At 54.1% G+C, this 18,581-nt stretch carries 9 protein-coding genes and 7 pseudogenes; all 16 read right to left on the bottom strand.

Going from position 1 to position 18,581, the window contains the following annotated elements:
• Window positions 1-8 precede the first annotated feature (8 nt).
• Window positions 9-827, bottom strand: a complete 819-nt coding sequence (locus JFT80_RS12055) for a hypothetical protein (protein WP_242482905.1) — start codon at window positions 825-827, stop codon at window positions 9-11.
• A gap of 131 nt (window positions 828-958) precedes the next feature.
• Window positions 959-2,707, bottom strand: a pseudogene (locus JFT80_RS12060) (RHS repeat-associated core domain-containing protein); the annotation flags it as partial.
• 20 nt (window positions 2,708-2,727) lie between these two features.
• Window positions 2,728-2,901 (bottom strand): hypothetical protein, encoded by a 174-nt coding sequence (locus JFT80_RS12065; protein WP_201148020.1) that lies wholly within the window; start codon window positions 2,899-2,901, stop codon window positions 2,728-2,730.
• Between the two features lie 79 nt (window positions 2,902-2,980).
• Window positions 2,981-3,106 carry a PAAR domain-containing protein gene (locus tag JFT80_RS25490; RefSeq protein ID WP_201148021.1) on the bottom strand — a complete coding sequence of 42 codons (126 nt, stop codon included), beginning with the start codon at window positions 3,104-3,106 and terminating at the stop codon, window positions 2,981-2,983.
• Between the two features lie 18 nt (window positions 3,107-3,124).
• On the bottom strand, window positions 3,125-3,535 hold the full coding sequence (locus JFT80_RS12075) for an immunity 22 family protein (RefSeq protein ID WP_201148022.1): 411 nt from the start codon (window positions 3,533-3,535) through the stop codon (window positions 3,125-3,127).
• 391 nt (window positions 3,536-3,926) lie between these two features.
• Window positions 3,927-6,412, bottom strand: a pseudogene (locus JFT80_RS24190) (RHS repeat-associated core domain-containing protein); the annotation flags it as partial.
• A 312-nt stretch (window positions 6,413-6,724) separates the two neighbouring features.
• Window positions 6,725-7,195, bottom strand: a complete 471-nt coding sequence (locus JFT80_RS12095) for an SMI1/KNR4 family protein (RefSeq protein ID WP_201148025.1) — start codon at window positions 7,193-7,195, stop codon at window positions 6,725-6,727.
• Between the two features lie 9 nt (window positions 7,196-7,204).
• A pseudogene (locus JFT80_RS12100) lies at window positions 7,205-8,027 on the bottom strand (RHS repeat-associated core domain-containing protein); the annotation flags it as partial.
• Window positions 8,028-8,178: 151 nt separating this feature from the next.
• The gene (locus tag JFT80_RS12105; protein WP_201148026.1) at window positions 8,179-8,790 is read right to left on the bottom strand and encodes a DUF1963 domain-containing protein; all 612 of its coding nucleotides are present in this window, start codon (window positions 8,788-8,790) and stop codon (window positions 8,179-8,181) included.
• A 67-nt stretch (window positions 8,791-8,857) separates the two neighbouring features.
• Complete coding sequence (locus JFT80_RS12110; RefSeq protein WP_201148027.1) at window positions 8,858-10,270, bottom strand: RHS repeat-associated core domain-containing protein; 1,413 nt, start codon at window positions 10,268-10,270, stop codon at window positions 8,858-8,860.
• Window positions 10,271-10,377: 107 nt separating this feature from the next.
• A complete protein-coding gene (locus JFT80_RS25495; RefSeq protein ID WP_201148028.1) occupies window positions 10,378-10,698 on the bottom strand; it encodes a hypothetical protein in 321 nt (106 codons plus the stop codon).
• Between the two features lie 67 nt (window positions 10,699-10,765).
• Window positions 10,766-11,035, bottom strand: coding sequence for a hypothetical protein (locus JFT80_RS12120; RefSeq protein ID WP_201148029.1), 270 nt, complete (start codon window positions 11,033-11,035; stop codon window positions 10,766-10,768).
• 275 nt (window positions 11,036-11,310) lie between these two features.
• Window positions 11,311-15,502 (bottom strand): annotated as a pseudogene (locus JFT80_RS12125) (RHS repeat-associated core domain-containing protein).
• Window positions 15,503-15,507: 5 nt separating this feature from the next.
• A pseudogene (locus JFT80_RS12135) lies at window positions 15,508-15,974 on the bottom strand (DcrB-related protein).
• Window positions 15,975-16,028: 54 nt separating this feature from the next.
• Window positions 16,029-16,592 (bottom strand): annotated as a pseudogene (locus JFT80_RS12140) (hypothetical protein); the annotation flags it as partial.
• Window positions 16,593-16,604: 12 nt separating this feature from the next.
• Window positions 16,605-18,460: pseudogene (tssI, locus tag JFT80_RS12145) on the bottom strand (type VI secretion system tip protein TssI/VgrG).
• Window positions 18,461-18,581 lie beyond the last annotated feature (121 nt).

Consider the following 18,581-nt stretch of genomic DNA (forward strand, 5'->3'; position numbering starts at 1 on the left):
ATTGAGATTCAAACAATAGAAAAATCCCAATCATCGACGGTAGCTGCAACCGGAAGAAGCGGCAAAATTTCAACCGGGGAGAGATCCAACTCATAGCCATGAACTAGGAAGGGGCTCCGCAAATTTTTGTACCCTTTAATACTCAACGAATAAAAACCACTTTGCACATCCAAATAGTCATTATCCCCCAAGCTTTCAGCACACTTCGCCCTATAATTTGTGAAAAATTCTTTATCCCAATCCATTAACGCATTCAAATCTGCAACGACAATCATGTCAGAAACCACCTTTAGAGGGATACCGGAGTAACAGAATGTCTCAACCGAACCATTAAAACTAAGAGCCTGGCCTGCTCCCGTCAGAAACAAGCTGTATTCCATCTCTGGAATCTGATAGAAAGGAAAAATAACCCCTTCTTCCACGACATGCCGCCCAACCTCTTCATCATTTATGAAAAAATCGAACAAGTCGTGACTCTCAATGCCCCTACTAGTTAAAAAATCATCTAATGCAACCGGATCAAAAATAATGATCCCCGGCTCATATAATTCAACTCTTGCAATATTTTTCATCGACCCCCCTGCCGCTTTCAAGTTTGCACCTTTGCCCATGGACTTATTCAGCGCCTCACCTATAGTTACATTCTTAGCGAGAACTTCAACTGTCCTAGGTATCTTTAGAGTACCTTTTTGTGGAACCTTCTCATAAGCCTTATTCAATTTACCTACTAACTCTTCGGGGGTCCCGGAGAATTTCTTGTTAAAAGGCACGCCTTCTTTTTTGATCGCGCCATGAAAATCTTTATGAAGAACGTCAGAGCCATCCAACTATTTGGAAACCAAGACGGGGAGTCAAGTTTTGTCCCCAACTCTGGAAACCCGTGTGTATTAGCATGTGCCCGGGGAAAAGGATGATGCCCCATCCCATCAGGCTTAAGCGGCTTCCAAAAGGCCATCCAACCCCAAGGGTCGATCCACCCATAAGGATTTGGAGCGTACTGATATAAATTATTACCTCCACTGAGTCCTATGGGATCCTGCGTGATAAACCGCCCCACCTCCGGATCGTATTACCGAAAAGTATTGTAGTGCAGCCCCGTCTCATCATCGAAATACTGACCCTGAAACCTCAGGTTCTGCTCAACCTCGTTCACCGCCAGCGTTTCGATGGACCCCCAAGCCTTATACGTCGCCTGCCAGACAATCTGCCCCTCACGGTCAGTCATCTCCAGCGGCGTACCAATCTGGTCAGTATGGAAGTAGTAAAGCGTCTGCTCCCCACCCTCTTCCTGGTCCACCCGAGCAAGTGGCGCATAACTCCCCGGCTCATACACATAAAGGCTGCTCTGCCCCGGCGTCTCCTCACGCAACATCCGCAAGCCCTGCCACAGAAAATGCTTCTGTTCAGTGACCCCGTTGACCTCCGACATCTTGGCAACGCGCCGCCCCAAGCTGTCATAACGATAAGCTCCGGTGCTTTCCAGCTTGCCGCCCACTAACGTCTCAGCTTTAACCAACCGATTCTCACAGTCGTAACTGAACGTCTGCAGCCGGCTCATCCCGCTGCGCTTTTCAATCAGGTTGCCCCACGCATCGTAGGTATATTCCTGATCCCGCCACTGCTTGATCCGGTTGTCCTTCACGTGATCAAACTGACTGGTGTTGAAGTTCAGCCGGTTCGCCGCCGCGTCGTATCGGAACTCTTCACTGTCCACCAACTTGCCGGTGTCACGGCTGTGCAGTTGGCCGTTGGCTTCGTACTCGTACTTGATCTCGCCGCGCAGTTTGTCGAGGGTGCGAATGAGTTCGCCAGCTGGGCCGTAATGATAACGGCGATGGATCGGGTTGTAGGCGTGCTCCACCAGCAGCTCGGGTTGAATACCTGGATTGTGGATTTGCGAAAGTTTCTCCTCCGACAGGGTTGAGGCGAATTGCCAAGCCTTGCGGCCCATCGCGTCGTAGCCGAAACAACTGGTGAGTTTGCCCTGGGTGCGTAACACCTCGCGGTGCAGGTCATCGCGTTCCATGTCGCTGATGAGCTGGCCGTCGAGGTTGAGCTGGTGCAGGTGGCCGCTGCCGTAGTACAGGTGGTTCAGGTGCTGGCCGGTGGGCAAAGTCAGGGTGGTCAGGTTACTCAGTGGATCGTAGTCGTAGGATAGAACGCCTTGTGGGGTGGCCTCTTTGATCAGGCGACCCAGCAAGTCGTAGGAAAATTCGAGTGTTTCTTCGCTGACGCCGAGTTTCTTGCCGTTAGCGGTAGGCAGGCGCTCGATGGACAGCAAGCGATCCGCGTCGTCGTAGGTGTAATCCTGACGGGCGTCGGCGTTGAGTTTGGCCAACAGTCGGCCGATGGAATCGCGTTCGAATTCGGTCTGTCGTTGTGGTCGTTCGGCGCGTTCGCCGTAGCCGATCTCGTCGACCCGTGTCAGGTGCCCGCCAAGGTTGTAGCTGAACTGGCGGGTCAGGTTGTCGATGCGTTTTTCTTCGATCAAACGATCGGACGCGTCGTAGGCGAACTGGTACGCCGCGTTGTTTTCGTTGACCAGCGCAGTCAGGCGAATGGCCTGGTCGTATTCGTAGCGGATGCGCTGGCCCTTGGCGTCCTGGCGGCTGCTTGGCAAACCGCGAGCAGTGCGCAATAGACGCGTGGTCTGGCCTTTGCCGTCGGTGTGAGTCAGGACCTGGCCGAGGGCGTTGTAGGTGAAGGAAAGTTACACCGCATTCCCCGTCAGGCCAACAATTGCGCGTTCGATGGGAGGCCCATGATCGCGCGGCTGGCCACTTCACCAGCCACAAAAACTGCGGTGAATTTCATCACGCACGGCTTGATGGAATTCATCCTAGCCTGGCTGCCTGCCTTGATCAGTTGAGCGATACCTCCCACCGCATCGGCGATGGCCATAAGCACATCCAAAGTGGTGCGCAGCCAGCCAGGTTTTCATCGTCGACTGGCAAACAATGGTGATTGCCACCTCCAATGACTACGTTGCCGCGCCGCTGGAAATAGTTGCGCCGCAGGCCGCTTTGTCGTCTTTACGGGTCGCCGCCGTGCTATTGATAAACACGTTGGTCGAGGTGGTAACAATGGTTCCATGAGGCGAGACCATCTTAAAACCTCAAAAAGTCTAATCCCCCTCAAACAAGCCTATATATTTTAACCCATTGTAGTTAGATTTATATGGTTGAGAGACGGCAACTCCGCCATCAGAATACCAGAACATTGCATTAGCTTTGGTTATACCCAAGTTAGCACATTCCGCTTTAACGTTTTCTAACTCGCTAGGATCCACAGACGAATTTTTAAGAAGATCGTCTAAAGCGATTTCTTTTTCAGATCTAGGTATAATCCCAATAAAGTCTTCGTCATACCATCGTATCCCTATATCTTTACAAAACCCACAAACCTTGTATGCGGGCTCATCCAACTCAGCAGAATAATCCAACTCAAAATATTTTTGATAATCTGACTCCGCCTCGAAGTTTGTACCGATCCAAAGATGTACCTTTTCGTAGCGTTCGATGTCATAGGTATCCATTAACAACTTCCTAATTTCATGTGAGAACGATGATGGCTATCAATCACGCTCAAAGCTTGAGATTTTGTGTTCGCCTTAGCCAAGTCTTTAATCAGTTTATTATGAAAATTTCTACCTGCACTACTGCCATGATGCGGGCCATCCGGCACGAGATTGCCGTGCTTATCAGTGACACCCACAAAAATAATATCTTTGTTGGAACAGTCATTTCTTTTAGCTCTTGGGCTGTAAAGCCAAGTTCTTTCGCCTTCGCAGCCATGGAAACTGGAAACATCTCATGTTTTCCTCCAGGTCTTCGAAGCGCATCCTCTACCGCCGTCTTGTTGCTAACTATATCGTCGACAGATGCACTGTTAAACCAGCTATTAAAGCCGCCTTTATCCCAAGGGAGCCATCCCAACGGATCAATCCAAAGTGTAGGAGCAGGCACATAAGAGTAAAGATTGCTACCTCCAACCAACCCAATCGGATCCTGCGTTATAAACCGTCCAAACTGCGGATCGTAATACCGAAACGTGTTGTAGTGTAGTCCCGTCTCATCATCGAAATACTGCCCCTGAAACCTCAGGTTTTGCTCAACCTTGTTCACCGTCAGCGTTTCGATGGAGCACCACGCCTTGTACGTCGCCTGCCAGACAATCTGCCCCTCGCGGTCAGTCATCTCCAGCGGCGTACCAATCTGGTCGGTATGGAAGTAGTAAAGCGTCTGCTCCCCACCCTCTTCCTGGTCCACCCGCGCCAACGGCGCATAACTCCCCGGCTCATACACATAAAGGCTGTTCTGCCCCGGCGTCTCCTCGCGCAACATGCGCAAGCCCTGCCACAGAAAATGCTTCTGTTCAGTGACCCCGTTGACCTTCGACACCTTGGCAACGCGCCGCCCCAAGCTGTCATAACGATAAGCCCCGGTACTCTCCAGCTTGCCGCCCACCAACGTCTCAGCCCTGACCAACCGATTCTCGCAGTCATAGCTGAACGTCTGCAGCCGACTTATCCCGCTGCGCTTTTCAATCAGGTTGCCCCAGGCATCGTAGGTATATTCCTGATCCCGCCACTGCTTGATCCGGTTGTCCTTCACGTGATCAAACTGGCTGGTATTAAAATTCAGCCGGTTCGCCGCCGCGTCGTACCTGAACTCTTCACTGTCCACCAACTTGCCGGTATCACGGCTGTGCAACTGACCGTTGGCCTCATACTCGTACTTGATCTCGCCGCGCAGTTTGTCGAGGGTGCGAATGAGTTCGCCGGCAGGATCGTATTGGTGACGACGGTGAATCGGGTTGTAGGCGTGTTCTACCAACAGCTCAGGCTGAATGCCGGGATTGAGAATCTGTGAGAGTTTCTCTGCCGGCAACGTTGAGGCGAATTGCCAGGCTTTACGGCCCATGGCGTCGTAGCCGAAACAACTGGTGAGTTTGCCTTGAGTGCGCAGCACCTCGCGGTGCAGGTCATCGCGCTCCATATCGCTGATGAGTTGGCCGTCAAGGTTGAGTTGGTGCAAGTGGCCGCTACCGTAGTACAGGTGGTTCAGGTGTTGGCCGGTAGGCAGAGTCAGCGTGGTCAGGTTGCTCAGTGGGTCGTAGTCGTAGGACAAGGCGCCTTGGGGGTGGTCTCTTTGATCAGGCGACCCAGCAAGGCGTAGGAGAATTCGAGCTTTTCTTCAGAAATGCCGAGTTTCTTGCCGTTGGCGGTCGGCAGGCGCTCGATGGTGAGCAAGCGGTCGGCCTGGTCGTAGGTGTAGTCCTGGCGCGCGTCGGCGTTGAGTTTGGCCAGCAGGCGGCCGATGGCATCGCGTTCGAATTCGGTGCTGCGCTGTGGTCGTTCGGCGCGTTCGCCGTAGCCGATTTCGTTGACCCGTGTCAGGTGCCCGCCCAGGTTGTAGCTGAACTGGCGGGTCAGGTTGTCGATGCGTTTTTCTTCGATCAGCCGATCGGACGCGTCGTAGGCAAACTGGTAAGCCGCGTTGTTTTCGTTAACCAGCGCGGTCAGGCGAATGGCCTGGTCGTATTCGTAGCGGATGCGCTGGCCTTTGGCGTCCTGTCGGCTGCTTGGCAGACCTCGGGCGGTACGTAGCAAGCGCGTGGTCTGGCCTTTGCCGTCGGTGTGCGTCAGGACCTGGCCGAGAGCGTTGTAGGTGAAGGACTCGGCGCTGCCGTCCGGGTGCTGGATGCGCAGCACTTCGCCGTCGGGTTTGCGTTCCAGGGTGGTGGTCTGGTTCAGGGCATCGGTGACGGCGACGAGGTAATGGCGTTCGTCGAAACGGTACCGGGTGTTTTTGCCCGAGCAATCCTGGAAGCGTTCGACCTGGGCCAGAGTGTTCCACCACAGGTATTTGGATTTTTGCGTGGCGTCGATGATGGCGTGCGGCAGGCCGTCGTCGCTGTTGAGGTATTCGGTCTTGTTGCCCAACGCATCGACTTCGGCGATGAGGTTGCCCTTGGCGTCGTAGCGGGCTTTCCAGGTGCTGCCGTCAGGGTAATCAACCTGCGTGACCAGGGTGGTCAGGTGGTGGTGCTGGTATTTGATCTTGCGCCCGAGCGGATCAGTTTCTTCGACCAGCCGAGCGTACTCGTCGTACTTGAGCTTGACGTTATTGCCATCGGGCAACGTGAGGCCGGTCATGTTGCCGGTGTCGTCGATCTCTATAACGTAGTGTTCGCCACCGAAGTCGTGGCTCGAGGTGACGCGATTATCGCTGTTGTAATGAAGTTAAGCTTCGCGCCCGAGTACATCGGTGATCCATGTGGTGCGCGCATCGATGTCGTAGCGAAAATGGAAGTGCTCGCCATCGCTGGTCCAGTGTTCCACCACTCGAGGTTGCTCTGCGAAGGTTTCCCAACGGGAGTTGCAGGTCAGGCCCAAGGCATTGCTGTGACTGGCCGATTTTCGCAGTCGTACGTGAAGGGCTGCAGCCGACTCATCCCACTACGCTTTTTAATCAGGTTGCCGACCACTGCGCGCTCGATAACCGCTCCTTCGACGTACCGACTGGCGACTTCACCGGAGACGAAACCGGCGGTGAATTTTCAGCACGCAGGGCATGACCGCTTTCATACCGGCCTGGGTCCCGGCCTTCGTCAGTTGGGCGGTACTTCTCGCAAAATTTATCTACGAAAAATCGAATTTTTTGACCCGCGAATCCTACTACACTGAAATATACTCGGCATTTAAAATGATGTTTTATGGGAATCACAGCTCATCTATCGACTTTCTAACCGACTCACAAAAAAACTCTTCAAAACTGTTAGCAACCTTAACTTTTTCCCCACTTCGCTTAAAGGAAAGCTCAGTAATAACTACTGCTGCTTCGCCACCCGCGTCGCAGCTAGAGGTATCAATAGAATAAATAGGGCCGTAGCCTGTAGACTTGACTACAATCATCGCTTCATCGGCGCCTCCATTGTCTCTCGCAGTTTTTGTAGCAAAAAAAACGCTAGGGACAGCTGTAGCAAATACGCCACTTTTAGTTATCCCATAATAAGTATCCCCGGCAAATGACATGGCACCGAACTTTTTAAGAAACAACTTGTATGACATAGGAAACTTTACCCCCAACGCCGCTTCAAATTCAGCAATCAGGGCATCGCTCGCCGCACCTGCGCAAGCAGGATCGTCGCCAGAGGCATTAATTTCTGCTTCAATTGCATCAATATAATTCATACATCCACCTCAGAAATCTAGTGATCTAAGTTTCCAATAACCCTTTTTCCAGGTATTGAAAGGACCGCGATTCATACTTTGTGGCGCGCTATTATAAAGCCGTCTGACGCCATCTGATCCAACCCAACTTTTATCCCATTGATTAGAATAAATGTGCAGCACACGATCATTTTTTGAGTGAAAGCTACTAAGTATCTCGGCCATTGACCCGGGCTCATCTTGGGTTAGGTGGTGGAGATTAACCTCAGCACCATCCTTCCCTATCGGAGCATCACCCTTTCTCATCCTTTGAACATTCGTCCTTCCCAAATCATCAACGTAGTCAGGGTGCAATATATCTTTGCGTTGATACACCTTTCGACCTGCAAAAGTTTTAGCCGCCCAGCAGTTCCAGCCTAATGGATCGGCCCAGCTATTCGCGTTTGGGGCATATCGATAAAGGTTGAATCCACCTGCCAACCCAATCGGATCCTGCGTAATAAACCGGCCAACCTCCGGATCATAATACCGAAACGTATTGTAATGCAGCCCCGTCTCATCATCGAAATACTGCCCCTGAAGCCGCAGATTCTGTTCGACTGCATTGGTGACGACGGTGAATCGGTTTGTAGGCGTGCTCTACCAACAGCTCGGGCTGGATCCTAAGGTTAAGAATTTGCGACAGTTTTTCCGCCGGCAAAGTCGAGGCGAATTGCCAAGCCTTGCGGCCCATTGCGTCGTAGCCGAAGCAGCGGGTAAGCGTGCTCTGGGTGCGCAGCACTTCCCGGTGCACGTCATCGCGCTCCATGTCGCTGATGAGCTGGCCGTCGAGGTTGCAGGACCACACCGAACCCACAGGTGGTTGTCGCGACCGTAGCATCAGCGCGGCGCCGACGAGGAACCCGTTGAGGGCTCCGTAGTGATACAGCGCCGTCTCTACGTCCGAAATTCTGCTCTCCAACGCGCGAGGTCTACTCGACCAATTAGGGATGCTCTAAAAATCTTCAACCCGTCTGAACAAAAAACAATCCTTCTCCACTTCCATCTTTTTTCAAGAACAAATATCCAACGGCATCGCTAAGATAAAATATATCTTTAAATGGTTCTGAAAAATCTCCTGAATATAGCTGACTGACAAAAGCATAGTCCAACATCAAAGTTTCCGGAACGATCATGCCGTGCGGAGCAAAATCTGAAATCATAGAAAAAACGGGGAAATCTTCGTCTTTTATCTGCCTGTTTTTTAACTCTGTCGCCACCTCAGGAATACTGGCGACAGGGCTATCTTGAAACACACCGCCCTCTCCAAGTACAACAAGAGTATACCCACTCAAAATTGATTCCAACTCTGAAGGATCACCGCTATACGTTATATTCTCGAGAAAATAGTCCGTCTTGCTATAAGTAGAAAAAATGTACAAAACACCTTCACTTGGTATGCAACTAGTTTTAATATCGCCTTTAATTTTAGAACAGTTTATGGAAGCAACTAAGGTAAGCGGATCACCATCCGGGTTTAGTGGCCATGCTGCGACCTCAGCTGCCTTCCCTCCGAGGGTGACTCCCGACGAGACAGCGACGCTGTCAGAAGGAATAATCTGTTTGACCTTTATCATAATGACCTCATCCGCATGTACTTAAACCGCTGTGAAATTTCTTCGCCATTCTTTTTAGCTGCTTAACTCACGAGCTAGGCACCCCACTTTTTCTTAGTGCGCCAGAGGTTATATCTAGCTCTCGCTTAAGTGAAGGTGCGAACTCATTTCTGCCAAGACCTTGGCTCTCACGAATTTGCGTTTCGTGCCAGTGAATGCCACCAATGCCTCTAGTGTCTTTTAGAGGGCCTCGAGTGTGATGGTCCAAATCAAGTGCGATAGACGGATTACCCGAGAGCCTAGCGCCCTTTTCTGCAAGGTTCTGCTGTACCAGGTATTCATGACGAAGAAGTTCGTGAGCCTGCAGGCCGTCTCCTACATGTGGTGTCCCGTTCAGCCCGCCGTATGTTCCTAATTCAAAGAGCGTAGCTAACCCCTGAGGATCGATCCAGCCAATAGCGCTAGGGGCGTATTCGTACAGATTGATGCCCCGGAATAAACCAATCGGATCCTGCGTAATAAACCGCCCAACCTCCGGATCATAATACCGAAACGTATTGTAATGCAGCCCCGTCTCATCATCAAAATACTGCCCCTGAAGCCTCAGGTTCTGCTCTACCTCCTTCACCGTCAGCGTTTCGAGGGCACCCCAGGCTTTGTAGGTCGCCTGCCAGACAATCGGCCCCTCCCGGTCAGTCATCTCCAGCGGTGTACCAATCTGGTCGGTATGGAAGTAGTAAAGCGCCTGCTCTCCACCCTCGACCTGATCTACCCGAGCCAACGGCGCATAACTCCCCGGCTCATACACATAAAGGCTGCTCTCCCCCGGCGTTTCCTCGCGCAACATCCGCAAGCCCTGCCACAGAAAATGCTTCTGTTCAGTGACCCCGTTGAACTCCGACACCTTGGCAACACGTCGTCCGAGGCTGTCATAACGATAAGCCCCGGTACTTTCCAGCTTGCCGCCCACTAACGTCTCAGCTTTAACCAACCGATTCTCACAGTCGTAACTGAACGTCTGCAGCCTGTTCATCCCACTACGCTTTTCAATCAGGTTGCCCCACGCATCGTAGGTATATTCCTGATCCCGCCACCGCTTGATCCGGTTGTCTTTCACGTGATCAAACTGACTGGTGTTGAAGTTCAGCCGGTTCGCCGCCGCGTCGTATCGGAACTCTTCACTGTCCACCAACTTGCCGGTATCACGGCTGTGCAACTGACCGTTGGCCTCATACTCGTACTTGATCTCGCCGCGCAGTTTGTCGAGGGTGCAAATGAGTTCGCCGGCAGGATCGTATTGGTGACGACGGTGAATCGGGTTGTAGGCGTGTTCTACCAACAGCTCGGGTTGAATGCCGGGATTGAGAATCTGTGAGAGTTTCTCTGCCGGCAACGTTGAGGCGAATTGCCAGGCTTTACGGCCCATGGCGTCGTAGCCGAAACAACTGGTGAGTTTGCCTTGGGTGCGCAGCACCTCGCGGTGCAGGTCATCGCGCTCCATGTCGCTGATGAGCTGGCCGTCGAGGTTGAGTTGGTGCAGGTGGCCGCTGCCGTAGTACAGGTGGTTGAGGTGCTGGCCGGTGGGCAGGGTCAGCGTGGTCAGGTTGCTCAGTGGGTCGTAGTCGTAGGACAGAGCACCTTGGGGGTGGTCTCTTTAATTAAACGACCTAGTAAGTCGTAGGAGAATTCCAGTGTTTCTTCGCTGACGCCGAGTTTCTTGCCGTTAGCGGTCGGCAGGCGCTCGATGGTGAGCAAGCGATCTGCGTCGTCGTAGGTGTAGTCCTGGCGGGCATCGGCATTCAGTTTGGCCAGCAGTCGGCCGATGGAATCGCGTTCGAATTCGGTATGGCGCTGTGGGCGTTCGCCATCGCCGATTTCGTTGACCCGCGTCAGGTGTCGGCCCAGGCTGTAGTTGAACTGGCGGGTCATGATGTCGTCGGTTTTTTATCCGATTCCCATCAAACACAGAGACTGCCTCACCAGATTTCAACCGTATTTACTTGTCAAATTTAAGCCCTACGACATCGTGAGCTTCAAATATCTCCTTGATTCGATTTACCGCCAATATGGTTGTGAAATCTTCCTCAGAACGAAACATATCAAATTCGTATGGCAAATCAGATCGCAGCACAACTTTTGTATACTTTTGAGGGCCTTCAGGAAGATAGCTTAAAAGCGGTTCGCTTTCAGACTTTTCCTCATCAAATGCTGAAGCACGCCGAGTAAAGTTTACAACTTTATAGCCATCATACCTTACCCCGCTCAAAAAAGATCAGCATCTATATATTGAACACCAGTAACAGCAGATTTGATCATTATCTCATAAAGCCTAGGACTAATGAAATTTGGCCCATCACTAAAAAAAAGTCGTAATTTAGTACCTTATTAACACTCACTGCTTTATTTAAATGAAACTCAATACACCACTCCCCTACTGCCACTTCACCCCTTTTTAAGGCTATTGGATCTTGACCAGTCTGCACCTTACACTTAAACCAATAGCTTTCTGGATAAGAATCAGAGATCTTCAATATATATATACTACCCACACGCCACCCCTCTTATCGAGTTTTTATTGAGAACTGTCTTACCATTGCGCAGACCTTTACGCTCGTCGGCAATAACACTGTTCACTGCCTTGTTATAATCAGTTTTTGACCACCCGTTTTTTTGACCATAGTCATGCACCATATCAAGTTTTTGCTCAATTGACGCGGTGTACTGCGGATGCGAGCCTCTGTGTATTGTCCTTGTTGCGTGATTTTCAGCATGTGTCGGCAGATAAATGATATTAGATGTTTTATGAATATTCATTCCTGCCATTTTTAGTGCGCCATGATCTGCCAACTGCTGAGGAATAATGTGATGCTTTTGAAACCCAGATATTCCAGGCATCGTATTATAAGTGATCCACCCTAATGGGTCCAACCATCCTGTTGGGTTCGGGGCATACTTATAAAGATTGAATCCTCCATCTAACCCTATCGGATCCTGCGTTATAAACCGCCCAACCTCCGGATCATAATACCGAAACGTGTTGTAGTGCAGCCCCGTCTCATCGTCGAAATACTGACCCTGAAACCGCAGATTCTGTTCGACTACATGGACGTCCAGACGCTCCACCGCCCCCCACGCCTTATAAGTCGCCTGCCAGACAATCTGCCCTTCCCGGTCCGTCATCTCCAGCGGCGTACCAATCTGGTCGGTATGGAAGTAGTAAAGTGTCTGCTCCCCACCCTCTTCCTGGTCCACCCGCGCTAACGGCGCATAACTTCCTGGCTCGTAAACGTAGAGGCTACTCTGCCCCGGCGTTTCCTCACGCAACATGCGCAAGCCCTGCCACAGAAAATGCTTCTGCTCGGTGACCCCGTTGACCTCCGACACCTTGGCAACGCGCCGCCCCAAGCTGTCATAACGATAAGCCCCGGTGCTGTCCAGCTTGCCGCCGACCAACGTCTCAGCCTTAACCAACCGATTCTCGCAGTCATAGCTGAACGTCTGCAGCCGACTTATTCCGCTGCGCTTTTCAATCAGGTTGCCCCACGCATCGTAGGTATATTCCTGATCCCGCCACTGCTTGATCCGGTTGTCCTTCACGTGATCAAACTGGCTGGTATTAAAGTTCAGCCGGTTCGCCGCCGCGTCGTATCGGAACTCTTCGCTGTCCACCAACTTGCCCGTGTCACGGCTGTGCAGTTGGCCGTTGGCTTCGTACTCGTACTTGATCTCGCCGCGCAGTTTGTCGAGGGTGCGAATGAGTTCGCCGGCTGGGTCGTATTGGTGACGGCGGTGAATCGGGTTGTAGGCGTGTTCTACCAACAGCTCGGGTTGAATGCCGGGATTGAGAATCTGGGAGAGTTTCTCTGCCGGCAACGTCGAGGCGAATTGCCAGGCTTTACGGCCCATGGCGTCGTAGCCGAAACAACTGGTGAGTTTGCCTTGGGTGCGCAGCACCTCGCGGTGCAGGTCATCGCGTTCCATGTCGCTGATGAGCTGGCCGTCGAGGTTGAGTTGGTGCAGGTGGCCGCTGCCGTAGTACAGGTGGTTCAGGTGCTGGCCGGTCGGCAAAGTCAGGGTGGTCAGGTTACTCAGTGGATCGTAGTCGTAGGACAAGGCGCCTTGGGGGTGGTCTCTTTGATCAGGCGACCCAGCAAGTCGTAGGAGAATTCGAGCTTTTCTTCAGAAATGCCGAGTTTCTTGCCGTTGGCGGTCGGCAGGCGCTCGATAGTGAGCAAGCGGTCGGCCTGGTCGTAGGTGTAGTCCTGACGGGCGTCGGCATTAAGTTTGGCCAACAGGCGGCCGATTGGGTCACGCTCGAATTCGGTACTGCGCTGTGGTCGTTCGGCGCGTTCGCCGTAGCCGATTTCGTTGACCCGTGTCAGGTGCCCGCCCAGGTTGTAGCTGAACTGGCGGGTCAGGTTGTCGATGCGTTTTTCTTCCACCAGTCGGTCGGAAGCGTCGTAGGCAAACTGGTAAGCCGCGTTGTTTTCGTTGACCAGCGCGGTCAGGCGAATGGCCTGGTCGTATTCGTAGCGGATGCGCTGGCCCTTGGCGTCCTGGCGGCTGCTTGGCAAACCGCGAGCAGTGCGCAATAGACGCGTGGTCTGGCCTTTGCCGTCGGTGTGCGTCAGGACCTGGCCGAGAGCGTTGTAGGTGAAGGACTCGGCGCTGCCGTCCGGGTGCTGGATGCGCAGCACTTCGCCGTCGGGTTTGCGTTCCAGGGTGGTGGTCTGGTTCAGGGCATCGGTGACGGCGACGAGGTGATGGCGTTCGTCGAAGCGGTACCGGGTGTTTTTGCCCGAGCAATCCTGGAAGCGTTCGACCTGGGCCAGGGTGTTCCACCACAGGTATTTGGATTTTTGCGTGGCGTCGATGATGGTGTGCGGCAGGCCGTCGTCGCTGTTGAGGTATTCGGTCTTGTTGCCCAACGCATCGACTTCGGCGATGAGGTTGCCCTTGGCGTCGTAGCGGGCTTTCCAGGTGCTGCCGTCAGGGTAATCAACCTGCGTGACCAGGGTGGTCAGGTGGTGGTGCTGGTATTTGATCTTGCGCCCGAGCGGATCAGCTTCTTCGACCAGCCGAGCGTACTCGTCGTACTTGAGCGTGACGGTATTGCCATCGGGCAATGTGAGGCCGGTCATGTTGCCGGTGTCGTCAATTTCTATAACGTAGTGTTCGCCACCGAAGTCGCGGCTCGAGGTGACGCGGTTATCGCTGTTGTAATGAAGTTCAGCTTCGCGTCCGAGTACATCGGTGATCCACGAGGTGCGGGCATCTATGTCGTAGCGAAAATGGAAGTGCTCGCCATCGCTGGTCCAGTGTTCCACCACTCGAGGTTGCTCTGCGATGGTTTCCCATCGGTAATTGCAGGTCAGGCCCAAGGCATTGCTGTGACTGGCCATAACGCCGTCGGCGTAACTGAAGCGGCGAACCGAATCGTTGTTGCGATTGATCACCTCGACGAGTTGGCCATTGTCGTCGTAGCGATATTGCACCAGGGTTTCGACGGCCTGATTGTCGACGACGCGTTTGACATCGGTCAGACGACCCAGCGGGTTGTCGTAATGCAGGTGCACACGAACGCCGCCTGTGGCGCTGATGTCGGTCAGCGTGCCGTCGACCGTGCGGGTGAAATGCAGGAAGTGGCCGAGGGCGTTTTCGAGGCGTTGTAGCGGGACAGGGTTGTTGTCGTCCGGCACTTCGCCGAAGTAGAAGAAGAGGTTGTCGAGGGTTTGCAGCAGGTAGTGACCGCCTTCGGTGCAGACCAGATAGACTTGTTCGTGCGGATTGTAGATGCGCTCGCCCGGCTGGACGTCTACGAAGGGTACAGTGCGCCCCTGATTGTCGGTCAGGTAAACGAAGCTGCCACTGCGGCGCAGGCTTTGTTCCCAAGGCAACACCCAGCCCTTGCCGAGCACACTGTCGACGGTCAGGTCACTGGCGTAGAAGCGTGACCAGTCGATGGGCATCAGGCCTGGAAGGCTGAAATCGGTTTCGTCAGGGATGACCTTGCGGCCGGTGGTGGCATCGACAGGGTTGCCGACCAGACCGCCGACTGCACGCTCGATCGCCGGTCCCACGACGTAACGGCTGGCCACTTCACCAGCGACGAACCCGGCAGTGAATTTCAACACGCAGGGCATGCCGGATTTGAGGCAGGCCTGGGAAACGTTCTTGATCAGTTGTGCAATACCGCCCGCCGCGCCAGCGACCGCCATCAGAATATCGACGGTAGTGCGTAGCCAGCCGGGAATCTCGTCATCTACCGGCAGGTAGCGGTGGGTGCCGCCGCCGATGAGCACGTTATCCGAACCGCTGGAGATCGTTGCGCCGCAGGTGATCTTGTCGCCCTTTCGGGCCGCTGCAGTGCCGTTGATGAAAACGTTGGTCGAACCCTCCGCGACCTGCACCGGACCTGGATGCTTGTCGCAGGCGCCAATGCTTTTTCGACATGGGCAGCCTTGCGACTGTTAACAAATACGTTGTCCGACGCAATGACGATGGTGCCGGAGGGCGAGGAAAAACTACTGCCTATTTTCTCTCCCAAAGAGGTCAGCAGGCTACCTCCGACGCCTGCGGCCAGACCCGCCAAAAGCGCCACACCAAACCCACAGGTGAACGTCGCGATAGCGACCGTGGCAATCAATGCAATCCCGAGCGCGGCCCCAATCAGGAACCCGCCCAGGGCACTGGTGTGGCTTATTTCGTCGCCAAACCTTGCGGCTTCGAACATGACCGTTACTCCTGTTCGCTGGAGTCGGTCTTGGTAGCGCCGGGCTGGCGAGGCTGGAAGCTGGCCAGCAGGTCGGCCCAGTTCTGATTCTGCTCACTGCTGAAGTCAGCCTGCGCCGTGGTGGAGAAAATGATTGCGCGGCCCGGCTCGATCAGGAATGCCGCCTGCCGCTGATAGAACGGACGACCATCGGTCATGTAATACGCATCGATCTGGATGCCTTCAATCGGCGCAGTGCTGGAAAGCTCCACCGCCTTTTTGCCCAGCAGGGTGTAGCCACGCAGTTTCGATGCGAGCATTTTTACCTGGCGGTCTACGTAGGCCTTGAGCACCTCGGCCGGCAGGAGCATGTCCCTGGAGATGGTGATACTCAGCGGTGCAGGAATGCTCGCCCCAGCACAAACATGTTTACCGTGCGGTCCTGAAAACCCTGCGGCAACGCGATGCTGCCTTCCTGCAATTCATAATCCATGTGATGTAAATTCCTGAAATCGAAAAAATTAGGTATCAGCGGGCCGTGAGGCCTTTCAAGCATGCTGTCGAAATCCACCAGCCATAGACTCAGCGCAGGCTTGGTCGGATCAATCACGCACGAAATATTCAGCCATTGCACTTCGTCACGCCCGGCGACAGGAACGATGGCGCCCACCAGACGTCCGTGGCGTTCGGCGTGACCGGTCTTGAAGTGAAAATCCACGCACTTGGCGGCATTGCCTGCCAGGCTGTACTCGCGCTGACGGATGATGCGCAGCCCCGGATAAATCGTGTGGAATGACTGCACGGAGCCGTCAAAAAGATTTTCAAGATTTTGGCCCTGCGCCACATCGCGACGATTGATCGTCAGGATGATTGGCTCGCCTTCGTGCTCGATGGTTGTCTGAATATCGCGGAAGTTGAAACCCGATGGAAATGCCAGATTGAACCCGCCGAAGTTGAAGCTGCTAGGCGCGTCTTGCAGGGCGACCACAGGTACAGGTTCTGCCTCGGCCTCTGCTTCGACTATCGGTGCATTCTGCTGTTCAAGACGAGCCGCTTCCTCCAGCGCAATGCGCTTGGCGGAAATTCGGTCATAGAGGCTGGTTCTGGTCATTGGCACGATTCCCTAGTCATTGATCCGAACCTCGGAGCCGGTGATTTGGGTGGTGTCCGTGCTGGTAGTGGTGATCGTTTTGCCTCTGATCTCAATGCCGGCCGGAGTCAGCGTGATGCTGCTATCTCCGACCTGCAAAATAATGTGCTCCTTGGCACTCACCTGAATGAACTGGTTATCGACCTGAATCGTCAGCGAGCCTTCCTGGACATTCATCACCGTGTCTTTCTTGATCGTCTCGGTATGCGTGCCACCTACCGTGATCGTGCGGTTGCTGCCGACACTGTGGGTCTCATCGACCTCGATCTCGGTGTCCATGTTGCGCTCGGCGTGCATGATCACTTCTGCTCGGCGCCCGCTTTGTCTTCAAAGCGGAAGAAGTTCGCCGTGCCGCCGTCGCCTTTCATCGACCGCGTCAAAAACCCGCTCTGCGTCTTGTTCGCCGGCAACGACCAGGGCGGCGTGTTCTTGCTGTTGTACAAACTGCCCATGATCAACGGCCGATCAGGATTGCCGTCGAGGAACACCACCACCACTTCATCGCCAACACGGGGAATGAGGATGCTGCCGAAGCCACCGCTGGCGCCGGATTGGGCGACGCGCACCCAGCACGAACTCTTGTCGTTGTGCTCGCCCTTGCGGTCCCAGTGGAACTGCACCTTCACGCGACCGAGTTCATCGGTGAAGATTTCTTCGCCCGGAGGGCCGACGACGATGGCGGTTTGCGGGCCGGAGATGGTTGGGCGCGGGGTGGTGAGTTGCGGGCGGAAGACGATCTTTTTGCGCACGCAGGAGAAGGTGTTGTAGTAGCTGGCCTGATGGCCGTTAAGGTAGTTGTTGTGGCCTTCGCTTTCGACGCTCATCAACAGGAACTGGCGATCGTCGGCCGAGCCCTGGTCGTGGTCGTAATGCTGCAGCAGTTCGAAGGTGTAGCCGGGCTTCATCGCGCGGCAGTTGCTGGAACCGTGGAAGCTCTTGCCCTTGAGTTCCAGCGCTTCGACACGCAGGCGCAGCAGCGCTTCGCCTTCGTCGTAGGTGCCGTGGGTGTATTGGCCGGGGAAGTCGTAGATCTCGAAATCGTCGACGTCGCCCTGCTTGTTCAGGCTCTTCATGGCCACCGGCAGGCGATTGGTCGGCTGGCGATAATCGAAGGTCTGGACGGCGATTTTTCCCGACTGCAGCTGGCGGTTGCCACTCCATTGGGTGATGGAGTCCGCGCTCTCGGTGACCGATGCGGTGTGGAAGCGGATTTGTGGTTGCTCAGGCAACGGCAGCAGCGTGCTGGAGTCGTCGCAGATGATCATGGTGTGGGTTTCGGCGGTGTGCTCGAAGTAGTAGAACATCCCCTCTTCTTCCAGCAGGCGCTGGACGAAGTTGAAGTCGGTTTCACGATATTGGGTGATGTAGGTGTAGCGTTTGAGCGGTTTGCTCAGGCGGAATTCGTGGCGGGAAAAGGCGGGGCACAAGCCGAAGACCTGGGTGACCACTTCTTCGACGGTGCAGCCCTGGAAGATGCGGGTGTCGAAACGGTTTTTCAGCATGGAAAACCAGGGGTTCAGCGTCGCGGTGTAGCGCGCCATGCCGCCGTCGCTGCCGATGCTGGCGAAGCGCGTCAGGTAGCCCGCCAGGTACCGCGGACCGCCTTCGGCCAGTTCGATTTCCAGCACCACGTGCTGGCCCATCATCGACTTGAGCTCCACCCCCGAATCCTGGCACACCAGCATCAGCTCGAAGTTATAGGCACGTGACAGACCATCCGTTCCCTTGAAGGACTCGAGCAGGAGCTGCTGGTCGGGATTGGCAAGGTTCTTGAACTTGAACAGGCGCCGATTCTGCGGGGAAAGCATTGCGGCAAGGTCCATCAACATGTGTATCTCCTTGACAGCAGTGGGGAACGCTACCGCCCTCGCCTACCACTGCGCATAACGAATCTGACTGAAGGGTCGTAACCCGATTACAACAACACCAACCGCATATACCAGCGCCCGT

The sequence above is a fragment of the Pseudomonas sp. TH10 genome (genome assembly GCF_016651255.1).
Taxonomy (GTDB): Bacteria; Pseudomonadota; Gammaproteobacteria; order Pseudomonadales; family Pseudomonadaceae; genus Aquipseudomonas.